The sequence below is a fragment of the Burkholderia sp. SIMBA_051 genome, assembly GCF_046534915.1.
In the GTDB taxonomy this organism is placed as follows: domain Bacteria; phylum Pseudomonadota; class Gammaproteobacteria; order Burkholderiales; family Burkholderiaceae; genus Burkholderia; species Burkholderia ambifaria.
Genome location: NZ_JAWRXS010000020.1, coordinates 15,354 through 37,219, shown reverse-complemented (window position 1 = coordinate 37,219; position 21,866 = coordinate 15,354). Strand labels below are relative to the sequence as shown.

Annotated in this window: 19 protein-coding genes; 12 read left to right on the top strand and 7 right to left on the bottom strand. The window is 64.5% G+C overall.

Translation table 11 applies throughout. The features are described 5' to 3' along the window. The 3 genes from SB771_RS32805 to SB771_RS32795 form a co-directional block, all read left to right on the top strand. The coding region (locus SB771_RS32805) for a hypothetical protein (RefSeq protein ID WP_410721841.1) at positions 1-246 on the top strand (246 nt) is incomplete at its 5' end. A gap of 390 nt (positions 247-636) precedes the next feature. Continuing rightward, complete coding sequence (locus SB771_RS32800; RefSeq protein ID WP_098553043.1) at positions 637-1,332, top strand: ParA family protein; 696 nt, start codon at positions 637-639, stop codon at positions 1,330-1,332. Then, entirely contained in the window at positions 1,325-2,356 is a 1,032-nt protein-coding gene (locus SB771_RS32795) for a ParB/RepB/Spo0J family partition protein (protein WP_105830277.1), read from the top strand. The genes SB771_RS32800 and SB771_RS32795 overlap by 8 nt, the downstream gene beginning before the upstream one ends. Before the next feature lie 92 nt (positions 2,357-2,448). Here the strand turns inward: SB771_RS32795 and SB771_RS32790 are convergent, their stop codons facing one another. Next, positions 2,449-3,765 carry a replication initiation protein gene (locus tag SB771_RS32790; RefSeq protein ID WP_006759641.1) on the bottom strand — a complete coding sequence of 439 codons (1,317 nt, stop codon included), beginning with the start codon at positions 3,763-3,765 and terminating at the stop codon, positions 2,449-2,451. Positions 3,766-6,228: 2,463 nt separating this feature from the next. Between SB771_RS32790 and SB771_RS32785 the strand changes: the two genes are divergently transcribed. Then, entirely contained in the window at positions 6,229-6,555 is a 327-nt protein-coding gene (locus SB771_RS32785; protein ID WP_011660885.1) for a hypothetical protein, read from the top strand. Positions 6,556-6,771: 216 nt separating this feature from the next. Here SB771_RS32785 and gcvA read toward each other — a convergent pair whose 3' ends face one another. Beyond that, on the bottom strand, positions 6,772-7,674 hold the full coding sequence (gcvA, locus tag SB771_RS32780; protein ID WP_175662239.1) for a transcriptional regulator GcvA: 903 nt from the start codon (positions 7,672-7,674) through the stop codon (positions 6,772-6,774). 141 nt (positions 7,675-7,815) lie between these two features. Between gcvA and SB771_RS32775 the strand changes: the two genes are divergently transcribed. The 3 genes from SB771_RS32775 to SB771_RS32765 all read left to right on the top strand — a co-directional run bounded on the left by SB771_RS32775 (position 7,816) and on the right by SB771_RS32765 (position 11,522). Beyond that, positions 7,816-9,105 (top strand): adenylosuccinate synthase, encoded by a 1,290-nt coding sequence (locus SB771_RS32775; RefSeq protein WP_175662240.1) that lies wholly within the window; start codon positions 7,816-7,818, stop codon positions 9,103-9,105. 236 nt (positions 9,106-9,341) lie between these two features. Then, on the top strand, positions 9,342-10,283 hold the full coding sequence (locus SB771_RS32770; protein ID WP_011660882.1) for a LysR family transcriptional regulator: 942 nt from the start codon (positions 9,342-9,344) through the stop codon (positions 10,281-10,283). Positions 10,284-10,550: 267 nt separating this feature from the next. Further along, positions 10,551-11,522, top strand: coding sequence for an aliphatic sulfonate ABC transporter substrate-binding protein (locus SB771_RS32765; RefSeq protein ID WP_175662241.1), 972 nt, complete (start codon positions 10,551-10,553; stop codon positions 11,520-11,522). A 106-nt stretch (positions 11,523-11,628) separates the two neighbouring features. On the opposite strand, the gene SB771_RS32760 is transcribed toward SB771_RS32765, so the two are convergent. The 3 genes from SB771_RS32760 to SB771_RS32750 all read right to left on the bottom strand — a co-directional run bounded on the left by SB771_RS32760 (position 11,629) and on the right by SB771_RS32750 (position 14,343). After that, complete coding sequence (locus tag SB771_RS32760; RefSeq protein WP_175662242.1) at positions 11,629-12,342, bottom strand: dienelactone hydrolase family protein; 714 nt, start codon at positions 12,340-12,342, stop codon at positions 11,629-11,631. 311 nt (positions 12,343-12,653) lie between these two features. Continuing rightward, the gene (locus SB771_RS32755) at positions 12,654-12,965 is read right to left on the bottom strand and encodes a DUF4148 domain-containing protein (protein WP_165754210.1); all 312 of its coding nucleotides are present in this window, start codon (positions 12,963-12,965) and stop codon (positions 12,654-12,656) included. Between the two features lie 412 nt (positions 12,966-13,377). After that, positions 13,378-14,343, bottom strand: coding sequence for a GlxA family transcriptional regulator (locus SB771_RS32750; protein ID WP_175662243.1), 966 nt, complete (start codon positions 14,341-14,343; stop codon positions 13,378-13,380). A 224-nt stretch (positions 14,344-14,567) separates the two neighbouring features. Here SB771_RS32750 and SB771_RS32745 point away from each other — a divergent pair, with 224 nt between their 5' ends. From SB771_RS32745 to SB771_RS32725, 5 genes are all read left to right on the top strand, one after another. Then, positions 14,568-15,209: an HD domain-containing protein gene (locus SB771_RS32745; RefSeq protein WP_175662244.1), complete on the top strand. Its 642-nt coding sequence runs from the start codon at positions 14,568-14,570 to the stop codon at positions 15,207-15,209. 307 nt (positions 15,210-15,516) lie between these two features. Beyond that, positions 15,517-15,972, top strand: coding sequence for an antitoxin Xre/MbcA/ParS toxin-binding domain-containing protein (locus SB771_RS32740; RefSeq protein WP_175662245.1), 456 nt, complete (start codon positions 15,517-15,519; stop codon positions 15,970-15,972). After that, entirely contained in the window at positions 15,969-16,448 is a 480-nt protein-coding gene (locus SB771_RS32735; RefSeq protein ID WP_175662246.1) for an RES family NAD+ phosphorylase, read from the top strand. Before SB771_RS32740 ends, SB771_RS32735 begins: the two co-directional genes overlap by 4 nt. A 351-nt stretch (positions 16,449-16,799) precedes the next feature. Further along, positions 16,800-17,477 carry a heavy metal response regulator transcription factor gene (locus SB771_RS32730; RefSeq protein WP_006759651.1) on the top strand — a complete coding sequence of 226 codons (678 nt, stop codon included), beginning with the start codon at positions 16,800-16,802 and terminating at the stop codon, positions 17,475-17,477. After that, positions 17,474-18,955 carry a heavy metal sensor histidine kinase gene (locus SB771_RS32725; protein WP_175662247.1) on the top strand — a complete coding sequence of 494 codons (1,482 nt, stop codon included), beginning with the start codon at positions 17,474-17,476 and terminating at the stop codon, positions 18,953-18,955. The genes SB771_RS32730 and SB771_RS32725 overlap by 4 nt, the downstream gene beginning before the upstream one ends. On the opposite strand, the gene SB771_RS32720 is transcribed toward SB771_RS32725, so the two are convergent. Both SB771_RS32720 and SB771_RS32715 read right to left on the bottom strand, forming a co-directional pair. Then, complete coding sequence (locus SB771_RS32720; RefSeq protein ID WP_175662248.1) at positions 18,936-20,429, bottom strand: efflux transporter outer membrane subunit; 1,494 nt, start codon at positions 20,427-20,429, stop codon at positions 18,936-18,938. The genes SB771_RS32725 and SB771_RS32720 overlap by 20 nt on opposite strands. A gap of 30 nt (positions 20,430-20,459) precedes the next feature. Beyond that, complete coding sequence (locus tag SB771_RS32715) at positions 20,460-21,827, bottom strand: efflux RND transporter periplasmic adaptor subunit (RefSeq protein WP_175662249.1); 1,368 nt, start codon at positions 21,825-21,827, stop codon at positions 20,460-20,462. Positions 21,828-21,866: the final 39 nt, after the last annotated feature.

Sequence of the window (21,866 nt, the reverse complement as noted above, 5' to 3'; positions counted from 1 at the left end):
TCGCAGTCGCAGTCGCAGTCGCAGTCGCAGTCGCAGTCGCAGTCGCAGTCGCAGTCGCAGTCGCAGTCGCAGTCGCACGAGCACGAGCACGAGCACGAGCACGAGCACGAGCACGAGCACGAGCACCTGCACCTGCACCTGCACCTGCACCTGCAGCCGAACGCAGATTGCATCGATGGAAAAGTGGATTTGCCGGAATCATCACGGCACATCGAATCCGCGCGCCGCCCGGCGATCCATATTTGAATGCCGCGATCAGCCGAATCGACTTGTCACGTGACAACTGCGGATTCCGGCGCAGTTTAGGCTCGCAAGTCGTTAGCAAAACAGAATCAGCACTTGCCACACAAGACCGAAACCGGGGGGTGCCTACGAACTATTCCGATTTCTCGCCCCTCGACGCTAAAGCCTCAGTATTTTCTTTAGTGCCTCTTCGAGCGTTTCATCCCGAACGAAATTTTTCATCCGTTTTTATTTTTGATTCGCCCGCAACTCCCCCAAGAACTTCTTAGCCGTTCGACCGGCTTGTCACGTAACAACCACACCCCTCCGTAAAACTCGTCTTTTTATCTACCATTTTTCTGGACTTTTCCGCAATAACTGCATATATTACGCAAAACTCCTTGGAGGAATTTAATGGCTTTCAAGATCGCCGTGAGCAATCAGAAAGGTGGTACTGGAAAGACGACCATCTCCGTCAATATCGCGGCAGCCTTCGAGGCCGGCGGCAACAAGGTCGCCTTGATAGATGCCGACCCTCAAGGCACGTCGGTCAGATGGGTGACGAGCGGCGAAAATACGCTCCCGATGACAGTGCTGTCGCTGGCCCCCGCCGGGCGTGGGATCGGCGGCGAGATCAAGAAGCAGGATGCGAATTTCGATGTAATCGTCGTCGACTGCCCGGGCAACCTCGAGGATCCGCGCATCGCATCCGTGCTCGAAGTGGCGGATTTCTGCCTCGTGCCGCTGTCGCCGTCACCGGCCGACCTGTACAGCACTGTCGCGATGATTCGCATGATCGAATCGATGCGTTCCGTTCGTAACCCGAATTTGTCTTCCGCGCTGATGCTGAATAGCGTCAATGGAAAAACTAAAATGCGTGAAGAAATTTTAAAAATTCTAAGGGCAGAAGAAATAGGGGAGCATCTGCTGGACAGCCAGATCGCGCAGCGCGAGGTTTACCGGCAGACATTCGCCCTCGGCACCACGATCCATCACCACAATCGATACCTGAAGGGGCTGAAGGAAGCCCGCGCGGAAATCGAGAGACTGGTCACCGAAATGGCCCAATACATCGCGTCGACGCGCGCTACGGGAGCCGCTCATGGCTAAGGAAACATCGAAAGACAAGAAGCCGACCGGCAACCTGCATCTCGCTGCCGGCCTGCTGCGCGGGCTCGCGCAGGAAAACGCGGCGCTGGAAACGCGCCTGCCCGAGCCGCCGCCGGCATCCAATCCCGCCGCGGAAGCTGCAACTCCCGCGGCCCCGACTGCGGCCACGCCCGCCGACGCGCACGATCTCGGCGCGCCGCAGAGAGTCGCGGTCAAGGACTGCATCCCGAACCCGTTTAACCCGCGTGTGTTCTATTCGGAGTCGAGCCTGCACGAGCTCGCGCTGACGCTGAAGCGGGAAGGGCAGATCGAGCCGATCAAGGTCACGCGGCTCCCGGAATTTCCCGGCAAGCTCGTCGTGATCGACGGGCAACGCCGTTTGCGTGCGACGAGCATCAACGGCGACGAGACGATCAACGCGACGTTCCGTACGGACCATACGCCCGAGCAGCTCTATACGATCGCGTATCGCGCCAACCACGACCACGAACGCCAGACGATCTTCGACGACGCGGTCGCGTGGAAGCGTCTTCTCGACGAAAAGGTCTTCCCCGACCAGAACACGCTCGCGGAGAAGATCGGCAAGGACAAGGCATCGATCAGCAAGACGCTGTCGCTGAACGCGCTACCGAACACGCTGCTCGAACGGATGGCCAGCGCGAACGACGTGGTCGGCCTGCAGGCGGCGTACTTCCTCAAGCTGATCTTCGAGCGCCTGGGCGAACCGGCTGCCGACCGTCTGCTCACGGCGGTGATCGACCGGAAAAAGTCGGTACGCGACCTCGAGAATTTCCTGCGCGCGCAGAGCGACGGCAACAAGAAGACGGGGCGCACGCGCTACAGCGTTCGCCACGATTTCGCGCTCGAATCGCGCGCGATCGGTCAGCTGAAGACCTATCCGGACGGACGCCTGGATCTGCAACTGAAGGGCGTCGACGCGTCCCACCAGGAATCGCTCGCCGACCGGCTCAAGACCGTGATCGACGCATATGTCGCCGAACTGGCGGTAGCGGCGCAAAAATAAGCGCCGCAGGCAAGGGCCTCGCCCCTGCACGGCTCCGCGTAGCCGGACGCAGTCCGGCGCGCGACGCATGCCAGGCGCGAGGCCTCGAACGATCAGTTGGTCGCGAGGCTGCTTTTCAGCAGGAATTCCAGCAGGTCGTCCGAGGTCGGTTCGCCCCAGGTATCGAGCGCCAGCCACCGGAAGAAACTGGTTTGCGCCAGCTTGCTCGCCTTCTTCTTCGGCGATAGCGTGAGATCCTTCGAACCGGCCACCGTCTCGTTGTAGCGCTCGATCAGCTTGGTCTGGTCGTCGATCTCCAGTTCGCGGAAATACGCACCGGCTTCGTCGACCTTCGCGGCCAGGTATTTGTCGCGAATCTGTTCCTGCTTGCTCTGCGCGGATTCCTTCGCCGGGGCGGCCGTTTCGGTTCCCTGCCCGTCAGCCAGCGTATAGCCGTGCGTCAGCGCCTTGCGGAAATACGCGGCCACGTTGTCGATCGGCGCCGCGTTCTTCTTCGTAGTCCGATTGAGCGTATAGGCGATCGCCGCCTTGATGCGCTGCACGCCGTACTGCGTGATCAACCGGCGCGCTTCCGAACGCGGGATGCCGAACTTGGCGACTTCGTCGACGAGCGCTTCGTTCTTGACGTCGCCTTCCTCGACCGTATCCGCGCTCTGCTTGCGCGTCACCTTGAACTGCACGGCCTCCACGCTGCGACCTGACTTGTGTTCGATCAGCTCGAGCGTATGGTCGGAAACTTCGTTCACCTCCTGAATGCACGGCACCAGGACCTTGCTCTTGAAGAGCTTGTACTCCTTGTAGGACTGCGATGCCTTGTCCTGACCGAGAATGAGATCGCGGAATTTCGGCAGCGGAATCTTCGCCGTGATGCCGATCCCTTCGTAGCGCACCGTGTTCTCCCACAGCGCGAGCGAGTGCGAGCGCCGAAACTCGCGCGCGATCCGCATATCGATGAGCGCGTAGATCTCCGGATTGAGCAACTCGCTGCGAATCTGGTCGGAGAAGCTGTACTTCAGCACCGATTGCTCGAGCTCGGCGCCGGCGAGCAGGCCCGACGCCTTCCACACCGTCGAGCGGTCCGCGGCAAGGTAGTCCCAGTTGACGACGGTACTGATCAGCGAGTTGACCGTGTCCTTCACGTACTTCGTGTTGTTGCTGTTCAACCCGCTCTCGTGCGAGAGCGCCGCGATCGAGATCGAGAAGCTCGTCCGGCCGGGCTCGAACGCTTCCTGACGAAGGGCGTTCTTGATCAGCGAGCTGAACATCTTGCGCTGCTGGAGACCGATCTTTCCGGACTTCGGAGCGATATGAATGGCCTGGACCGCCTTGCGCAGCAGATCGGGAGGCTCGGGCGTCTGAAATAGCGAAACCTGCTTGTCGGAGCCTTTGATTGCGGGCTTACGCGGCATCGTGATGTCCGGAGAAGGTGACCGTGTTGATGGCGGACTTTATACCTTTTCCAGCCAGCGAGCAACGTCTCTTTCTCCAGTATCACTTTCAATACAGCGCCTAACTTATTGTAATTAAAGTGAAATTGGCTGTTTTTACATCTGCGCGAAGCCCCATATCCATCTACCTTTCCGCCAAAAACAGCTCCCAAATCCTGCTACCTGTGCAGTTCGCCATCAGGATCCGGCACGAGACTTGCCCAATCGAAGGTACCCATTCATGGGAAACAATTCACCGGAACGGGATTTGCAAACCGGATTCGTGGTGCCCTGCAACACGCTCCGCGCGCTCCCATAACAGGCTACCTTTAATGCTTCCCATGAATGGGTACCTGACGAGAACCACCGGTTGGCCGTTTTGTCTTCAATCGTGTCCAGCGGACGAAAATAACTCCCATGGATGACTACCTTTCGAATTCCCCATAGAAGGTAACCTTTCCGTTTCCCTGATCCTGTCTATGGGACTCTACATCCCGAGGGCCGAACAAAACGAGATCACTCGGTCCGTGCAGGCGCCCATAACCGGCTACCTAAAGTCCATCCCATAACCGGCAACCTCACATAAAATGCTGTGCCGCAGGCCGCCGACGGATCGGGAAAAAGGCACCATAAATGGCTACCAACGGATTCCCCCATAGAGGGCTACCTGAAGCATTTCCGGGCCGAAATCCCATAACAGGCTACGCGTACCCCATATCCACAACCCCCATTTCCCACAACTCGGTACCCCATTCCCCAAATCCACAGACCTGAAGCCCCATACTCTTCCGCCTGTGCCCCCATAAATGGGTACCGAACACCTGTCAAACCCTTGCCAGACAAGGCTCTGAGCCGCCTAAAAGTAGTTAAAGAAGTAAACGTTGTTTACAAAAGATGTAAACACACGTGTGCCTCTGCAGAAACACAACCCCCATAAACCGCTACCAAAGCCAGTCTGCAGCGCTCCGTACGCACAGGAAACCGGCTCTTCGGCCTGTGCAACCCTCGATATCTGGCCTCACTCTGCAAGGCTCCCAGGCCCAACAAGGCTTTCCAAGGAGGTGAGTACCCACTCACAAGCACTCAAACGTAGAAACTTATGGGAGGAAATCGCCGTTTGCGGGACATAGGTACCCGCGTATGGGACCCAAGAATGGCCGTCCCGCTCTATCTCGCATCCGGGATTACCCGCAGTAACTGAAGCCTGCGCTCCACAGGGGAGCGCCCTCGGTTTCTCTCCCGGCAGTGAGAAATCGCCGAAATCGACGCGCAAGTGAATTTTTTGTCGTCGGGGCTGGGGCTTCCGTGGATAAGTCTTCGGCTATCGCCAGCCTGGCCAATCGGCACTTTTCCAATCGCTGGCCTGTGTACTGACGAAATGGGTCGGCGTCTCCGCGGGCACCCGGCCTCATAGTTTTCTACCTTTGGACGGAACCGGAACCGGTACGGCTTCGTGATCGGGGAGACAGCAACCGCAGGCAGCTGGATGTCCGAACGTGAGGCGGCCGGCATCAACCAAGTTCACCTCCATCGGATCCGCGCTCGAATCCCGAATATCCTCACCGTCGGAAAATGCCACGTCCTGTAAAAGCTCACCGACAAGGTGTTCCTCGGATGGGCAAATCGGGTGCGCGACGCCACCGCGCCAGATGCGCCCGCCCAATGGAAACGCTGTGACGCAGACGCGCAGCGCAGCACGTGCCGGCATCCTCGTCCCACAGACTCAAGACTCGTTGCGACGCCGGGCGGTGACGAAGCCTTCGCATTCGCACATGCAAACGCACGATGCAAGCTCTTCGCGCAACCGTGAACGAAGGTCAATCCAAGCATTCACCCTGTGCGGCGACGACGTCTCGGTTCCCAACGTTACTCCCACAAGTGGTAACGAAGCGCCCCGAACAGGTAGCCATGCATGCAGCAAGCGGTTACCCGATCGCTCGCTTGGCATCGTGTGTACACGCAGGGGATCGCGTCGAACACGGGCACCGAACGAAGCGTGCCCGTTTATGGGATGAACCGCCGCGCATGCGACCACGAATCACAGCCAGGCACACAGACTTGCAAGTCGATAGGTGATCCGGTTCACGAAGCGACGATCACGTTGCGCGAGCGGCAAATTCCGCGGGTGAAACAGTCAGCCTCATACGAGTGCACGACATCTCGTCCGCATTGGCTGCATCGTATCGACGGAATCATCCGGTTCGTCACATGGTTGCTGCGCTCATGGTCGTCGCATGATCCCCGCGCCCGATGCATCGCTGCGGTCCCAGCGACACGATCTCTCCCATACGTGTATCCCCAACATTGTGCACACGATGGCGCCACATTTTTTGCAACGCGGTTATGATGCAAAGGCCCTGGTCGCAGCATGAAAACCGACCGGGGGCAGGGGCGGTATCTCGATGCATTTTCACTCCGTGATCAATCAGAATAGAGAGCTCAGCGATGCGAATCCAGATCAGAAAATTCACGCTGGCTGCTACGGCAGCAGCCTTCCTCTTCGGCTCCGCCGCTCCGGTGTTCGCGCAGACCGACGCCAGCAGCGCACCGGCCGCCTCGGCCTCGGATGCGAAGGCCGCGAAGCGTGAGGCGCGCAAGGCAGCACGGGCACAACGCAAAGCCGAACACAAGGCTGCGCGCGCGAAGAACACCGCCGAACTGAAGAAACTCGAAGACGCCGGTTACAAGCCGGCGGCCAACGATCCGAACTATCCGCAGAACCTGCAGAAGGCCGAGAAGAAGGCAGGCGAAGCCGCTGCCGCCAGCCAATAAGCGGGCTTCGCGGAAAAGACCCCGGCTCGAGCCGGGGTTTCTTGTTTGTGCCGCGCAAATACGCGGCGCGTCGTGGCTACCAAGCGGGTAGCATATCCGTATCAATTGATTCGGTATCCTCTGCATCTTGGTTGAGCGAGTCGATATCCGAGCGCGACTTCCAGCATGTTCATATCCGGGCCGCCGCAACGGCTTGACCACCCACAGCCGACATAGTCAGTGCCGCGCATCCACCGCCGCGTTCCCCGTCGTTTTCAGCCAGTCCTTGAATGCCCGCACGGGTTCGTCGTCCGCGCGCGCAGCCGCCACGTAGGTGAAATAACGCCACGGCGGCAGTGCCGGTTCGCTAAACGGTTGCACCAGCCGCCCTTCGGCAATGTCGTCCGCGACGAGCGCGATCGGCCCCATCGCGACGCCGAGGCCGTCGAGCGCACCTTGCAGCGTCAGGTAGAAATGCTCGAGCGTGAGCGAGTGCCGCGGCACCAGATTCGCGTGCCCGGCCGCCGCGAGCCATTCAGGCCACATGCCGGGATAGGTCGCCGCATGCAGCAGCGTGAAGCCGGCGAGATCGGCCGGTGTACGCAAAGGCCGGCCCTCGAGCAGCTTCGGCGCGCAGACGGGCAACCGCACTTCCGACAGGAATTCCTCGGCGACGTATCCGTCGATCGTCTGCGGGCCGCCGCGGACGATCAGGTCGACCTTGTCGCGCAACTTCTCGATCGGCTCGTTCGACGTCGACAGCCGCACCTCGATGGCCGGATGAGCAACCTGGAACGACGACAGCTTCGGCACGAGCCAGCGCAGCGAAAACGTCGCGGGCGCGCTGACGCGCAGCACGCGTTGCTGCCCCTGGCCGAAATGCTGCGCGGTGGCGAGTGCGATCCGGTCGAACGATGCGCCAACTTCGGCGAGATACGCGCGACCGGCATCGGTCAGCTCGACCCGCCGGTTGTGCCGTTCGAACAGCGGCCGGCCGAGCCATGCCTCCAGCTGCTGGACATGCCGGCTGATCGCACCATGCGTGACGCACAGCTCATCGGCGGCAAGCGTGAAACTGCCGAGCCGGGCCGCGGCTTCGAACGCGCGCAGCGAATTCAACGGAGGGAGTCGTCGGGCCATTTCATCGTTTCGCGTGAGTTTTACTCACATGAATGCTCAGATTTAATCGTTTGATCGGGCGATCCTGCTCCGTCAATATGGCACACAAACGGCCGATGTGGCCGCAGTACGTGTCTGGATTTCTCACATGGAGTATGCAGCATGCCGAACGTGGTGGTGGTGGGCGCCCAATGGGGTGACGAAGGCAAGGGGCGCGTCGTGGACTGGCTGGCGGCGCAGGCCGATCTCGTCGCCCGCTACAACGGCGGCCACAACGCGGGGCATACGCTGGTCGTCGGTGACAAGACGTACAAGCTGGCGCTGCTGCCGAGCGGGATCGTGCGCGGCAAGCGCGGCGTGATCGGCAACGGCGTGGCGCTCGATCCCGAGGCGCTGCTGGCCGAGATCGGGCGGATGAGTGAGCTGGGGCTGTCGGTGACGCCCGACAATCTGTCGATCGCGGAAAACGCGACGCTGGTCCTGCCCATTCACCGCGCGATCGACCAGGCGCAGGAGCATCTGCGTCGCGAACCCATCGGCACCACGCTGCGCGGGATCGGGCCGGCCTATGAGGACAAGGTCGGGCGCCGCGGGTTGCGGGTTGCCGACCTGGCGGAACCGGGCCGGCTCGCCGACAAGCTCGACGTGCTGGTCGATTATCACAATGCATGGTTTCGCGGCCTGGGGCTCGAGCCGTGCTCGCGCGACGCGATGCTGGCAATGCTGGTCGACATCGCGCCGAAGATCCTGCCGTTCGTGCGTCCCGTGTGGGCCGACCTCAACGACGCGAATGACCGCGGCGAGCGCATCCTGTTCGAGGGCTCGCAGGCCGTGATGCTCGACATCGACTGGGGCACGTATCCGTTCGTGACGTCGTCGGGCACCGTTGCATCGGCCGCGGCGGCCGGCACGGGGCTCGGCGCGTCGAAACTCGGCCACGTGTTGGGCGTGACCAAGGCGTACGCGACGCGCGTCGGCGGCGGCCCGTTTCTTACCGAACTGACCGACGCCACCGGCGAAACGCTGCGCGCGCGCGGGCAGGAGTTCGGCGTCAACACCGGCCGGCCGCGCCGCTGCGGATGGCTCGATGCCGCGCAGTTGCGGCAGGCCGTCCGCATCTCGGGGATCGATTCGCTTGCGCTCACCAAGCTCGACGTGCTCGACGGCTTCGCGTCGATCGAGCTGTGCGTCGGTTACGAGCTCGATGGCGCACGCGTCGACCATTTGCCCGCGAGTCTCGACGCGCAGGCGCGTGCGCTGCCCGTCTATGAAACGTTCGCCGGGTGGGACGGCACCGTGAAGGGCGTGCGCGAGCGTGCGGCGTTGCCGCGTGCCGCGCAGGATTTCATCGCGCGCGTCGAGGCGGTCGCGGGCGTGCCCGTGTCGATGATCACGACCGGCGCCGAGCGCGACGACACGATCGTGCTGAGCAACCCTTTCGAACAGGCCTGAGCACGACGCGCACGTGCAATGCGTGCGCGGCAGGCTGCCACCGTGCGGCCTGCATCGATCCGAGGCCGGTCGTCCTTCGACAACGGTTGTCGCGTGAGCGCGGGCCCGTAGCAGCGGCGCACGGCAAACTGGACACGCCTGCACCGCTGCGGTACTGTTCCGCACAATTCGCGCCAGACCGGGCAGTGCCGGGGCGGGCGCCGCCGCGAAGCGATTTCAATCCCGGGGACCTGTCGATGGACACGTTACAGATGATGCGCATTTTCGTCCGGGTGGCGGAGGAGGGCAGCTTCACGAGCGCGGCCCAGCGCCTGGACATCACCACCGCCTATGCGTCGCGTTCGGTCGCGCAACTCGAAACGCATCTGCGCACGCGCCTGCTCAACCGGAGCACGCGCCGCATCGCGTTGACTGATGCCGGGCAGCGCTATCTCGACCGGTGCCAGCGCATCCTCGGCTATATCGACGAAGCGGAAGCCGAGGCGGCGGACGCGCAGGCGAAGCCTTCGGGGCGCCTGCATGTGCATGCGACCACAAGTTTCGGCCAGGCCTACGTGGTGCCGGCAGTGGTGCGATACCGGCAGCGCTATCCGTCGGTCGCGGTCGAACTGACGCTGTCGCAACACGTGCCCGACATCATCGACGAAGGTTACGACGTGTCGCTGCAACTGAGCTCGGCGGAGCTGCCCGATTCGGGCCTGGTGTCGCAGCGGCTCGGCGATGTTCACAGCGTGCTGTGCGCGTCGCCCGCTTACCTGAAGGAGCGCGGCACGCCGCGCTCCGTGCGCGATCTGGAAGCGCATTCATGCCTGCAGATCGTCACGCCGATCTTTCCGCGCGACCGCTGGCATCTCGACGGCCCCGACGGTCGCGAGACATTCGAGTTGCCGCTGCCGGACTTCCAGGTGAACATCGCCGACGCGCTCGGTGCCGCGCTGCGCGCGGGCCTCGGGATCGGCTCATTGCCGATGTCGAGCGCGGTGCCCGCCCTGGCGAGTGGCGCGCTGGTTCGCGTGTTGCCCGAGTACCGGCTGCAGAAGCTGACGGTCTACACACTGTATGCGTCGCGCCAGTACCTCGACGCGAAGATCCGGACCTTCGTCGATTTCCTGCGGGAATGCGTGCCCGAATTGCTGGCCGCCGACGAGGCCGCGCTGCGCGGTTCCTGCGTGTCCTGAGCGCAAGTGTGCGACGTGTGCCTGGTTGAATGACGCGGCACACGTTACGTAGTCCATGAATCGACGTTGGTTCGTTCCAGATAATTCGCATACCGAAGTTGATGGCGAAGACGAATCGGCGCGAGGTCTCCGATCGGTTGCATTGCGCGACGCACGCCTTTATGAAAGCGCCTGCTTTCGATATCGGACTTCGTTGGTTCGGTGCGAAGCGTCGAACCCCTAGAATCGACTCGACTCGCGTTTCCTTCCCATCGAACCCAGGACATCATGGCAGATCGACTATCCAGATCCCGCCGCCGGCTCATCCAGGCCGGTCTGGCGCTCGCGGCGGGCGCTGCCGCCCAGCCGCGCTTCGCGCTCGCTGCCGCGGCCGGCGCACGCACATTGCGCATCGGCTACCAGAAAGGGCCGCTCAGCCTGCTGAAGGCGAGAGGCACGCTGCAGGACAAGCTCGCGACGCTCGGTGTGAACGTGACCTGGACCGAGTTCCCGTCGGGGCCGCCGCAGCTCGAGGCGCTGAACGCGGGGTCGATCGACTTCGGCGATGTCGGCGAGGCGCCGCCGATTTTTGCGCTCGCGGCGGGTGCGCCGCTGGTCTACTACGCGCAGACGCCGGCAGGACCTTCGACCGAGGCCGTGGTCGTCGCGAAGGATTCGCCGGTCAGGACCTTCGCGGATCTGCGCGGCAAGCGCATCGCGCTGGTGAAGGGATCCAACACGCACTTCCTGCTGGTCCGCTTGCTGCAGGCCGCGAAGCTCGACCACGCGGACGTCAAGCCGGTCTGGCTGTCTCCGTCCGATGCGCGCGCCGCGTTCGAGAACCGCTCGGTCGACGCGTGGATCATCTGGGATCCGTTTCTCGCCGTCGTCCAGCAGACGTTGGGCGCGCGCATCGTCGCGGATGGCACGGGGCTCGTCGAGAACCGCAGTTACTACTTCACGTCGCGCGCCTATGCGCAGCGCAATGCCGACGTGCTGGGTGTGGCCGTGTCCGAGCTCACGACGGTCCAGCGATGGCTCGATGCGAATCGCGCGCAGGGTGCGGCCGAGTTCTCGAAACTGTGGGGCATTCCGGAGCCGGCCGTGGCGCTCGCGTTCCGCCGTGCACGCTTCGGTGTCGAACCGGTGACGCGCGAGACGCTCGCGTACCAGCAGCACATCGCGGACGTGTTCTATCAGGCAGGCATCCTGCCGAAACGCGTGGACGTTAGCCAGGCGGCGCCGCCCACGCTCGCGTGACGAATTCGTAGCCGCAAACGACAACGCCACGGATGCAGATCCGTGGCGTTTCGCATTGCGTGTATCGCCGCACGGTGGCGGCGGGTGCCTGCTGTCTGCTGCGGTATTACTGCTGCTGGCCCCAGAGCGTGCGCCCGAAGAACGTCAGCGTGCGATCCCACGCGATCTGCGACCACACCGGATCGAACTGCGTGCCGCCGATGCGGCCGGGGCCGACGGCCGTTTCGTTTGCGAACGCGTGATGCGCGAGATAGCGGTGGAATTCGATGTCGACCTTCGCATCGGTCAGCTTCTTCTCCAGCGCATCGACCTGATCGATCGCGAAGAACGCATCCTGCGTACCCCAGTGACCCATCAGCGGCACCTTGAGCTTCGACGGATCGAGGTAGTCGAGCGGAGGGAAGCCGTACCACGTGACGCCGGCATCGACATCGGCGAACTGCAGCGACAGCAGCGTGAGTGCGCCGCCCATGCAGAAGCCGGTGACCGCAACGCGCGACGCGTGCGTCTTCAGATATTGCACTGCGCCCGGAATGTCCTGCGACGCGGCGTCGCCGAAATCGAGGCCGGTCATCAGGTGGTGCGCTTCTTCCTCCTCGACCGTCGACTTGCCGCGATACAGGTCGGGCACGAGCGCGAAGTAGCCGCAGCGCGCGAGGCGGTCGGCGACGCCGCGGATCTGGTCGTTCAGGCCCCACCACTCCTGGATGACGACGACCGCGGGTGCGCCTTCGGTCTTTTCCGGCGTCGCGAGGTAGCCCTGCAGTTCCTTGCCGTCGGGGCGGCGAAACGTGATCATGGAACCGGATGTTTGAGACATGAAACCGCTCCTTTTCGAAAAATGCGATGAGTGCGGCATCGGGTCGGCCAGCGAGTGCGTCTGCCCGGTGACTCGAGGTTTCGCTCGCGTTCGCTTCGGCCGGCGCCGACCACGCGGCCATTCTATGCGCAAACGCCGGCCGTCTGCGTGAATGGTTCGGGGCAGCGGCCGAGCCGCGCTGGCGCATCGATCGTGCGTCGTGCAGCGCGGAGGTCGGAGGCGCCGAAAACGAAACACCCCGCCCCGATGAACGGGAGCGGGGTGTTGCGTTGGCAGCGCGCGTATCGAGGTACGCGCCGCGTGCGTCGGTCTTACTGACCGAAATAGACCGAGTCGCGAGCGGTTTGCTTGACCGCGATCGCGCGGCCGGTACGCACGCCGGCGGCGGCTTGTGCGCCGTAACCCGTTGCGTCGCTGTTCGTCACGCGTGCCTGCGCGGTTTGCAGCGCATTCGGATAGTTGGCGTCGGACGCTTCCGGCTTGTAACCGGCTTGCTCGAGCTGCACGAGTTCCGCGCGGACCTGGGCGCGCGTCAGTTCGCCCGACGGGTTCGACTGGGCGAATGCGCCAACGGATGCGGTAAGGGCGGTGGCAGCGGCGACTGCGTAGATGAACGACTTCATGGTGACCTCCGGTTTTCGTAGATTTCGCGCTTCGCTTGTTGCGTTCAGCGGTTGATTGCATCGTAGCGATCGCGATACCGGTCGGAAATAGGCGTTCCAGCGAATAATTATTGCAACTGGGTAAACGATTCGCGGGGAAAGTCGGATTTTGTCTGATGATTGTTGACGTGCCGGAGTGCATTCGCGGGTGCGATTGGCGGTGCTGAACCAGGAACTGGCGCGATCCGGGACAGAGGTGTATTGCAACCGCACGCCGAGCTCGGTCGGTCGAAGGATCAATTAAATCGGATAACGAAGCATTGTTTGCGGGCAGGGAAGTGCGTTTGCCCATCGCTGTGCGATCCCGACCGACTCCGCCTTCTCACGCACCGACGCGAGTATCAACGCCGCATCGTCGCGCATACCGCGTCACTCACTCGTCGATGACCGACTGTCGTTTCCGGTATTCGGCAGGCGTGATCCCGACATGCTTCGCGAACGCCCGTCTGAGCGTATCGACAGTCGCGAAGCCGCATTTCGCGGCGACCTGCTTCGGCGTGTCATGTCCGTTTTCGAGCAGTTGCCGGGCCGCGGAGATGCGGGTCGCTTCGACCCACGCGGCCGGTGTCATGCCGACCTCCGTGCGAAAGAGCCGCGCGAAGTGGCGCGGGCTCATGCCCGCATGCTTCGCGAGTGCCGCCACCGAATGTTCGAGTTCAGGATGACTGGCGATCCAGCGCTGGACTTCCTGCAGCACGGAGCGCCCGGCCGGCCGTGCCTCGCCGCTGCGGCTGAACTGAAGCTGCCCGCCCGGGCGCTTGAAGAACATGACCAGTTGCGCGGCGACGCGCCGCGCGATTTCCCGGCCGAGATCTTCCTCGACCAGCGCGAGCGCGAGATCGAGCCCGGCCGTGACGCCTGCTCCGGTGCGCAGCTTGCCGTCGCGTACGTACAGCGCGTCCGCTTCGACCGTGAGCGAAGGATACGCATCGGCGAGCGCGTCGGCGGCGGCCCAGTGCGTCGTCAGGCGTCGTCCTTTCAGCAGGCCGGTCGCCGCGAGGATGAAGGCGCCGGTGCAGATCGAGCCATACCGCTTGCTTTGCACGGCGGCCGAGCGCAGCCATGCGAGGACGTCGGTTCGCAGCGCGACTCCGGCGGCATGCGGCGCACCGGCAACGAGCAGCGTGTCGAGGCGATCGGGAATGTCGGGAGCGATCCAGTCGGCCAGCAATTGCGCGCCCGATGACGTGCGGATCGGCCCCGACTCGCTCGCGATGATCCGCAGCGTATAGAACGGCTTGCCGCATTCGACGTTGGCCTGGGCGAATACGTCGAGCGGCGCGGAGACGTCGAGCAGTTGTACGCCCGGTACCGCGAAAATTCCCACGACCTTCGGCATGTTCGGTTGCGTGTTGTATCGATGTGTCGAACGTGACGCGTAGCAGTATAGACGCGCGATGCAAGGCGACGAGCGGGGCATCGGTGCACTTCGCGGGCTCGATTCGAGCGTTGCGGCAGCGATGGCCGTCGATCGAGTGAAATGGCAGGATTTGGCGTAATACGACGATTGATGCCAAACCCGGGCCTCCCGAAAATGAGTGCTGTCTTCAATGGAGGTCGATCATGACTGTGAACGTCGCCGGCATCACCGTTCCCGATAGCCAACTCGCTCGCGAGATCACCGAGCTCGTACGCGATACCGAGTCCGAGTTGCTGTTTCATCATTCCAGCCGCGTCTACTACTTCGCCGCGCTCGCGGGGCAGCGTCGCGGGCTCCGCTACGATCCCGAACTGCTCTATTGCGGCTGCATGTTTCATGACATGGGGCTCACGCATCGGCACAGCAGCGCGTGCGAACGATTCGAAGTGGACGGCGCCAATGCCGCCCGCGATTTTCTGAACAGCAAGGGCATTTCGCAGCAGGACATCGACATCGTGTGGACAGCGATCGCGCTGCACACCACGCCGGGCATTCCGAAGCATATGCATCCGGTCGTCGCACTCGTTACCGCAGGGGTCGAGATGGACGTGCTGGGCCTCGCGTATCAGGAGTACAACGACGTCGAACGAGACGCCGTCGTCCGCGCGCATCCGCGCACGCCGCGTTTCAAGGAAGACATCATCCAGACGTTCTACGACGGCATCCGGCACAAGCCGGACACGACGTTCGGCAACGTGAAGGCCGATGTGCTGGCCGACAAGGATCCGCATTTCCATGCAGGCAATTTCTGCAGCGTGATCCGATCGTCGGCGTGGGCGGGCTGATCGGGACGGGCGCCGGGCGGGGGCGCGGGAGGGAGGGTGCGCTCAACGGCGCATGTCGCGCCTGTCGCTCGCTATTCCTTAGAAAAGTTGTTACGTGACAACCACATGACGTTGGCACAGGCCTTCATATCCTGAATTTCACTGCCTCAGCTCCTGCGCAAACCGTCGAATGCGCGCCCCGCGACCACGGGTAATGGGGCCGAAACGGGCCGCCCGCGACGACGCGCGATCGAACCGGGAACGACAAGAACCCGCCCGCCTTCGGCAAAACGCCTATAATGATTGGGCAAATTGCCGGAGAAGCATCATGAGCACGATCGCGTTTCACCCTTCGGGCGTCGCGCACCCGCGCCAGGCCGAATTCACGATACTCGAGCAACTGCTCGCGATTCGCGTGCGCTCGGGCGCCGATCTCGCCGAGCTGGCGAGCGCGCGCGTCGACGTTGCGGTGATTGATCGGCTGTCGGAGCGCGGCCTGAAGTCGGACGAACTCGCCTTCATCATCCCGCGGCGCACGTTGAGCCATCGCCGCCAGGCGCACGAGCGCCTGTCGCCGGAGGAATCCGACAAGGCGATCCGGCTTGCACGCATCGTCGCGCAGGCGACGGCCACGTTCGGCGACCAGGACAAGGCGATGGCCTGGCTGCGCCACGGGCTCCAGCGCTTCGGCGGCCGCACGTCGCTCGACATGTCGAGCACCGAGCACGGCGCGCGACTCGTCGAAGAGGCGCTCACGCAGATCGACGAAGGGTATTTCGCTTGACGACGCTGTGGCGGATCAGCAATTACGCCGATCTGAAAGGCATCGGCGGCTTGCGGGCCGGCGGGCGCTGGCACTTTGCCGGGCAGCCCGTCGTCTATCTCGCCGAGCATCCGGCGCTCGCGCTGCTCGAGACGCTCGTCCACTTCGAAATGGCCACTGTCGCGCAATTGCCGAGCGGATACCAGTTGCTGCGCATCGAGGTGTCCGAATCGGTGGACGTTGCCGAGATCGCGGAAGGCGATGCGCCGGCCGACTGGCGGGAGAACGTCGACTGGACCCGCAGCGCCGGCACCGAGTGGCTGCACACGCAGCCGAGCGCACTGCTGCGCGTACCGAGCGTTGTCGTGCCGCACGCGCACAACTTCCTGTTGAATCCGCTGCACCCGGCCGCATCCGACGTCCGCATTGCGGAAATCATGCAGTCGCCGTACGACAGCCGGATTCTGCGGCTGGTCCAGTCGAACAAGAGCGAATAGGGTGCGTCGCGCACCGCGCACGTGAAGCGGCAGGAACATGTCGTTCATTGCGCCGCCGCCACGTGGTGCACGAAACGGCAGCGCCGAGGCGGGTGCGTCCACCAAGATCGACCGCCATCCGACGAGCAGCCGTTTACGCTGGAAGCGCGCGAGCGGCTCATTGTTGCCAGGCCGCGGCATGACAAATCGCCGCCGCGTCGTCACGACGTGCGCAATGCCGCGACAGTCAACACGCTGACCTTCCGATTACATTTTCGTAATCGAGCCATGCCGCCGGTCGGCGAAGCCTTTCGCGCGCCGGTTTCCCGGTAACATCGCCGCATATTCCAACCGAATGCGATGGAGCCGAGCATGCGCATCCTGATAGTCGAAGACGAACCGAAGACGGCCGCGTACTTGAAGAAGGGCCTCGAGGAATCCGGCTTCAGCATCGATCTCGCGAAGGACGGCGCGGAAGGCTTGATGCTCGCGCAGGAAGAGAACTACGACGTGATCGTGCTCGACGTGATGCTGCCCGTGCTCGACGGGTGGGGCGTGCTCAAGCGCCTGCGCGACACCCACACGACGCCCGTGCTGTTCCTGACCGCGCGCGACGATGTGCAGGACCGCGTGCATGGCCTCGAACTGGGCGCCGACGATTACCTCGTGAAGCCGTTCGCATTCGTCGAACTGCTCGCGCGCATCCGCACGCTGGCGCGCCGCGGGCCACCACGCGAGACCGAGCGCATCGTGGTCGGCGACCTGGAAATCGACGTCGTGCGCCGCCGCGTGAAGCGCGGCACGGTGCGGATCGACCTGACGCCACGCGAGTTCTCGCTATTGCAGCTGCTCGCGCGTCGGCAAGGCGAGGTGTTGAGCCGCACGCAGATCGCGTCGTATGTCTGGGACATGAACTTCGATAGCGACACCAACGTCGTCGAAGTCGCCATCCGGCGACTGCGCGCGAAGATCGACGATGCGTTTCCGGTCAAGCTGATCCATACGGTGCGCGGCGTAGGCTACGTGCTCGAACCGAAGGACGGTGCATGACGCTCGGTCGATCGCTTGGCGCGACGCTCGCGCTCGCGTTCGGGGCGACGATGCTCGCGGTCTTCGCGCTCGTCGGCACGTACGTGTATACCGGCCTCGAGCGGCAGGTGAGGACGCAGGACGATCTGGACATCGTGCTTGCCGCACGACACACGCGCCGGCTCGCGGGCGAACTCGATTCGCTCGACGCCGTGCGCGCGCACGCGGACCGGCTGACGAGCCAGGTGCTCGGCAACACGGCATTGTCGATGGCCGTGGTCGACGAGCGGGGCAACGTGCTCGCGCGGCACAACGTCAAGCGGAACGAACGCGAGGATCTGCCGCCGGCTGCGTCTGGCACGGCGTCGCCCGCACCGCCTGCGTTGCCCGATGCCGAGCTGTTTCCGCCCCACGCGACGCCGGTGCCGGCGGCCGAACGGATCACGGTCGACCGGATCGCGACATGGCGCGCCGACGGCGGCACGTCCGTGCGCGGTGTCGTGGCCGGCGCGATGCTGCGCGACGGTACGCAGATCCGCATCGCGATCGCGCGCGACATGAGCGATCGCGCCGAACTGCTCGACGGCTATCGCGACAAGCTGAAGCTCGCCGGCGGGCTCGGCGCGCTGTGCGCGATGCTGCTCAGCTACTGGCTGATCCGCACGGCGCTCGCACCGCTGCGCGAGATCGTCGCGAACACCGGCCGGATCACCGTCGACAAGCTCGACGCGCGGCTCGACGCCGCGCGCGCGCCGCGCGAACTGCGCGCGCTCGTCGATGCGCAGAACGCGATGCTCGGCCGGCTGCAGCAAGCTTTCGGACATCTGTCGCAATTCAGCGCCGATCTCGCGCACGACCTGCGCACGCCGCTGAACAACATGCGCGGCGCGACCGAGGTGGCGCTTGCGAGGCCGCGTTCGCCCGGCGAATATCAGGCGTTGCTCGAATCGAATCTCGAGGAATACGACCGTCTCGCGCGAATGATCGAGAACGTGCTGTTTCTCGCGCGCGCCGAACACCCGACGTTCGTGACGCGGCAGCGCGCATTTGACGTGCATGACGAGCTGACGCGCATCGCCGAATACTTCGAAGGGCTCGCCGATGAAGCGGGTTCGACGCTGCGTGTGGAAGGGCACGGCCAGCTGACTGCCGATGTCGAACTGTTTCGCCGCGCGGTCGGCAACCTGCTCGCGAACGCGCTGCGCTATACGCCTGCGGGCGGCGTCATCGCGCTGAGCGTCGACGAAACGGCGGACGCGGTACGCGTCGTCGTCGAGAATCCGGGCGAGCCGATCGATCCCGCGCTGCTGCCGCGCATCTTCGACCGGTTCGTGCGCGGCGACCCCGCGCGCAGCGGCGGCGTGCCGGGCGGCACGGCCGGGCTCGGGCTCGCGATCGTGCGTTCGGTGATGGAGCTCCACGGCGGCACCGCGCGCGTCGAAAGCGACGCGGCGGGCACGCGGTTCATCCTCATCTTCATCAGGAATCCTGCGTCTTGATCGCCGTGCCCGATCCGGCGGCGGAAGCGGTGATGTCCGAGCCCGCGTGCCAGCCGCCGCCCAGCGCCTTCAGCAATCCGACCGCAGCTTCCATCCGGCGCGCGGCGATCTGGTCGGCCAGGCGCCGATTGGTCAGCGCGATCGTCTGCGCGGTCACCACGTCCAGATAGCTGACGGCGCCAGCGTTGAAGCGATTCGTCGTCAGCCGCAGCGACAGGTCGGCCGCGTCGGTCGCGCGCTGTTGACTGGCGGCTTCAGATGCGAGCGCATCGAGCGCGGACAGTTGATCCTCCACCTGCTGGAATGCGCCCAACACGGTCTGCCGATAGTCGGCGACCTCGCCATCGTACTGCGCGTGCTCGCCGCGCAACGTCGCGCTGCGCCGGCCGCCGTCGAACAGCGTGCCGACGAGTTGCGGGCCGAGCGACCAGAACAGGCTTGGCGCTGTCAGCCACGGCATGAAGAACCCGCTTTCGAGCCCCGCGCTCGCCGACAGCACGAGGTCGGGGAAGAACGCGGCGCGCGCTTCGCCGATCTGTGCGTTCGCGGCCGCGACGCGACGCTCGGCAGCGGCGATGTCAGGCCGTCGTTCGAGCAGTTGCGACGGCACGCCGGCCGGAATGGCCGGCACGTCGAACGCTTGAACGCGCGGCGGCAAGGCGAACGTCGATGCGCTTTCGCCGACGAGCGTCGCGATCGCATGCTGGAGCTGCGCACGCGACGCGTCGATGTCGGTGTCCTGCGTGCGCGTCGCTTCCAGTTGCGTTTCGGCTTGTGCGACGGCGGACGCATCGATCGCGCCGGCCGCGAGCTGCTGTTGCAGCAGCTTCAGCGCATCCGCATAGGCCCGCACCGAGTCGTCGAGTAGCTGCTTTTGCGTGTCGAGCGAGCGCAGCGCGAAATAGTCGGTCGCGAGTTCGGCCGTGACCGACAGTTTGACGGCTTGCAGATCGGCCGCACTCGCGTCCGCGTTCGCCTGCGCACCTGCCACCGCATCGCGCACGCGGCCGAACACGTCGGGTTCCCAGCTTGCCGCGACGCCGACCTGATGGTCGGGTGTCGTCTTGCCGGCGAGTGACGAACCCAGCTTGTTCTGCGATATGCGTGAACGGCTTTGCGCCACGCCCGCCGTCACGGTCGGCAGAAACCCCGCATGCTGGTAGTCGACCGTCGCGCGCGCTTGCTCGAGGTCGGCAACGGCTTTCTTCACGGTCTGGTTCGACACGTCGACGCGCGCTTCGAGCGCGTTCAGATCCGCATCGTTGAACACGGTCCACCACGCGCCGCGCGACGCGGCATCGGCCGGCGCCGCGACTTGCCAGCCCGGTTGCGCGGCCGGCGCGCCGGCATAGTGCGTGGGCACCGCGACGGTCGGCGGCGAATAGGGCGGCAGCGTCGAGCAAGCGGCCAACGCGGTGACAACGCCGAGCGCGACGACGCGGCGGGCGAACGGGAGCGGGTGAGGAAGGCGCATGGCGGGAATCTCGCAGGTAGGCATGGCGGGTCAGGTCCGGGCGTTCGAGGCAGGCGCAACGGGCGCGGAGGCGGGCATGGACGTCGCCGCGCGTGGCGCTGACGGTGCACCGCTTGCCGTGGCCGGTTGCGCGGCCGGCGAAGTGGCCGGCACCGCGCCGTGCTCGACCGACACGATCTTCACGGTTTCGCCGTTTGCGATCGAATCGCCCGGGTTGTCGATCACCCGATCGGTCGCGCCGAGCCCCGCGACGATCTCGACATGCGTGCCGAAATCTCGCCCGATCTGCACGGTCTTCAGCGCCGTGCGTCCATTCGTGTCGACCGTTGCAACCGTCACGCCGTTCGACCGGTACAGCAGTGCACTGACCGGCAGCTCGAACGCGGGCGCCGCGCTCGGCACGAGCAGGTGCGCCTGTGCATACGCGCCGGGCAGCAACGCGCCATCGCGATTGTCGACGTCGATCTCGACACGCAGCGTGCGCGTGACCGGGTCGATCGCGCCCGCGCTGCGGGCGACGTGCGCGGCGAAGCGTCGCCCCGGATACTGCTGCGTGGTCAGGTAGACGGCCGTGCCGGTGGAGACGCCGGCCGCGCTGTCCTGCGGCACGTCGACGAACACGCGCAGCGTGTCGGTCTGCTCCAGATGGAACAGCTCGCCCGACAGCCCGGGGCTGCCCGGCGTGCCGCCCGCCGTGACGAGCGTGCCGACGTCGACGTTGCGCGCGGTAATCACGCCGTCGAACGGCGCGGTCACGGATTCGAACGACACGAGCTCGTTCAGATGGGCGGCATTGGCCTGCGCGGACGAGAGCATCGCGCGCTTCGCGTTCATGTCGGCCACCTTCGTGTCGGTGTCCTGCTGCGACACCGATTGCGTCTTCAGCATGTCCTGCCAGCGCAGCGCGGTCGATTTCGCATAGTCGTAGTTCGCTTGCGCGGTCGCTGCGTCCGCGCGCGCCTGGCGCAACTGCGCGTCGAGGTCGGGCGCCGTGATCTGCGCGAGCGTTTGCCCGGCCTTCACATGCGTGCCGATGTCCGCGCTCCAGTGGGCGATGTAGCCGCTCGTGCGCGCGTAGATCGACGCTTCCGCATACGGCGTCACGGCACCCGGCAGCGTGAGCGTCTGGTCGGCCGGTGCGGCGCCGGGCTGGAGCACGGTCACAGGCAGCGCCTGCTGTGCCGCCACCTGGTGGCGCTGCGCGGCGCGCGCGTCGATGCGCGGCACGATGCCGATCGCGAGCAGTGCGGCGGCGACGGCGATCGCGGCAAGCGGAACGGCCAGCTTGCGCCCGCGCCGGGGCGGCGGCGTTTCCGGCGCTGCGCCGCGCGCGGCAGGTTGCATCGTTTCCGGTTCGGCAGCCGGCGGCGGGGCGAGAGGTTCGGTCGTGTCGTTCATGATGAGCTCGATGTCGGGCGAGTCGTAGGGAATCGGGAT

Coding starts and splice junctions, on each gene's coding strand:
- SB771_RS32800 (WP_098553043.1), top strand. CDS start 637: ATGGCTTTCAAGATCGCCGTGAGCAATCAGAAAGGTGGTACTGGAAAG.
- SB771_RS32795 (WP_105830277.1), top strand. CDS start 1,325: ATGGCTAAGGAAACATCGAAAGACAAGAAGCCGACCGGCAACCTGCAT.
- SB771_RS32790 (WP_006759641.1), bottom strand. CDS start 3,765: ATGCCGCGTAAGCCCGCAATCAAAGGCTCCGACAAGCAGGTTTCGCTA.
- SB771_RS32785 (WP_011660885.1), top strand. CDS start 6,229: ATGCGAATCCAGATCAGAAAATTCACGCTGGCTGCTACGGCAGCAGCC.
- gcvA (WP_175662239.1), bottom strand. CDS start 7,674: ATGGCCCGACGACTCCCTCCGTTGAATTCGCTGCGCGCGTTCGAAGCC.
- SB771_RS32775 (WP_175662240.1), top strand. CDS start 7,816: ATGCCGAACGTGGTGGTGGTGGGCGCCCAATGGGGTGACGAAGGCAAG.
- SB771_RS32770 (WP_011660882.1), top strand. CDS start 9,342: ATGGACACGTTACAGATGATGCGCATTTTCGTCCGGGTGGCGGAGGAG.
- SB771_RS32765 (WP_175662241.1), top strand. CDS start 10,551: ATGGCAGATCGACTATCCAGATCCCGCCGCCGGCTCATCCAGGCCGGT.
- SB771_RS32760 (WP_175662242.1), bottom strand. CDS start 12,342: ATGTCTCAAACATCCGGTTCCATGATCACGTTTCGCCGCCCCGACGGC.
- SB771_RS32755 (WP_165754210.1), bottom strand. CDS start 12,965: ATGAAGTCGTTCATCTACGCAGTCGCCGCTGCCACCGCCCTTACCGCA.
- SB771_RS32750 (WP_175662243.1), bottom strand. CDS start 14,343: ATGCCGAAGGTCGTGGGAATTTTCGCGGTACCGGGCGTACAACTGCTC.
- SB771_RS32745 (WP_175662244.1), top strand. CDS start 14,568: ATGACTGTGAACGTCGCCGGCATCACCGTTCCCGATAGCCAACTCGCT.
- SB771_RS32740 (WP_175662245.1), top strand. CDS start 15,517: ATGAGCACGATCGCGTTTCACCCTTCGGGCGTCGCGCACCCGCGCCAG.
- SB771_RS32730 (WP_006759651.1), top strand. CDS start 16,800: ATGCGCATCCTGATAGTCGAAGACGAACCGAAGACGGCCGCGTACTTG.
- SB771_RS32725 (WP_175662247.1), top strand. CDS start 17,474: ATGACGCTCGGTCGATCGCTTGGCGCGACGCTCGCGCTCGCGTTCGGG.
- SB771_RS32720 (WP_175662248.1), bottom strand. CDS start 20,429: ATGCGCCTTCCTCACCCGCTCCCGTTCGCCCGCCGCGTCGTCGCGCTC.
- SB771_RS32715 (WP_175662249.1), bottom strand. CDS start 21,827: ATGAACGACACGACCGAACCTCTCGCCCCGCCGCCGGCTGCCGAACCG.